At 61.2% G+C, this 1,229-nt stretch carries 1 protein-coding gene; it reads left to right on the top strand.

Going from position 1 to position 1,229, the window contains the following annotated elements; genetic code table 11:
* Positions 1 to 245: 245 nt before the first annotated feature.
* Positions 246 to 1,208 (top strand): IS110 family transposase, encoded by a 963-nt coding sequence (locus EOA23_RS34860; protein WP_127307331.1) that lies wholly within the window; start codon positions 246 to 248, stop codon positions 1,206 to 1,208.
* Positions 1,209 to 1,229 lie beyond the last annotated feature (21 nt).

Here is a 1,229-nt window from a genome sequence, read left to right as displayed (position 1 = left end):
TGGAACACCCCTCATCCGACCTCGCTTCGCGAGGCCACCTTGCATAAGCGATGTTGTATGAAGTGGTCGTCCCGTAAGGGACGCCAACGGCCGGGTGGCCACCCGGCCGTTGGCGCCGATCGTCGGATCGCCAGCCACCCGAACCCGTGGGGTTAAGGAGAAGCAAGATCGCGATCGGCTCTTCATCGTGGCCCGGATGGTTGCTGGAACAACCTGGTTCGTATGCAAGGCAGGGAACGACGAAGATGAATGAGACTAGCACAAGAACCGCCGGAATCGACACCAGCAAGAAGTCGCTTGATGTCGCAACCTATCCGACGAGCGACAGGTTGCGCGTAGCCAATGCCAGAGACGGACATCAAGAGTTGGTTGCTTGGCTGAGCGCGCGTAAGATCAAACGCATCGGCATCGAAGCCTCCGGGGGTTACGAACGAGCCGTCGTGGAATATTTGCGCGAGCAGGGCTTCGAGGTCGCTCTCCTGCAGCCGCGTCAAGTGCATGCCTTTGCCATCTACAAGCTGCGTCGTGCCAAGAACGATCGTATCGACGCCGCCCTCATCGCCGAGTGCGCTGCCAATCTCGGCGACCTGCATGAACCGCCAGACACCAGGCTGGCCGCGTTCGCTGAGCATCTGCTCTTCATCGAGCAACTGGAGTACGATATCGCTCACCTCAAGACGCGGCGCGAGCACTTCACCACCAAGCGGATTCTCAACCAACTCAAGCGTGACGTTCAGCGTCTGCAGCGGCGCCGCGAGGCCGAACTGCTGCTCCTGCAGGTCGTCGTGTGCAAACACGATGATCTCGCTCGGCGGCTCGAGCTGATCGCCAGCGTTGATGGCATCGGCATACGCACCGCGCTCACCCTCGTCATCTTCTTGCCCGAACTCGGCAAGGTCAGTCGTGAGCAAATCTCTGCCTTGGTTGGCGTCGCTCCTTACGACGACGACTCGGGCGAACGTACCGGCGAGCGCCATATCGCCGGCGGTCGCAGTCGTGTCCGCCGAGCGCTCTTCAATGCTGCATTGCCCGCTTCCCAGCGCTGGAACACCGCCCTGGTCGCTCTCTACGGCCGCCTTACGAACAACGGCAAGGCCCACAGGAAAGCCATCATCGCCTGTGTCAGAAAGCTCCTCATCTTCGCCAACGCCGTCGTCGAACGCGGCACTCCGTGGAGCAAAGCTCCACCCGCAAGCCACGCCGCCTAAGCTAATGGTTGCGCTTCTCCC

The organism is Mesorhizobium sp. M2A.F.Ca.ET.042.01.1.1 (assembly GCF_003997405.1).
Lineage (GTDB): Bacteria > Pseudomonadota > Alphaproteobacteria > Rhizobiales > Rhizobiaceae > Mesorhizobium.
This window is presented reverse-complemented; position numbering and strand designations above follow the sequence as displayed.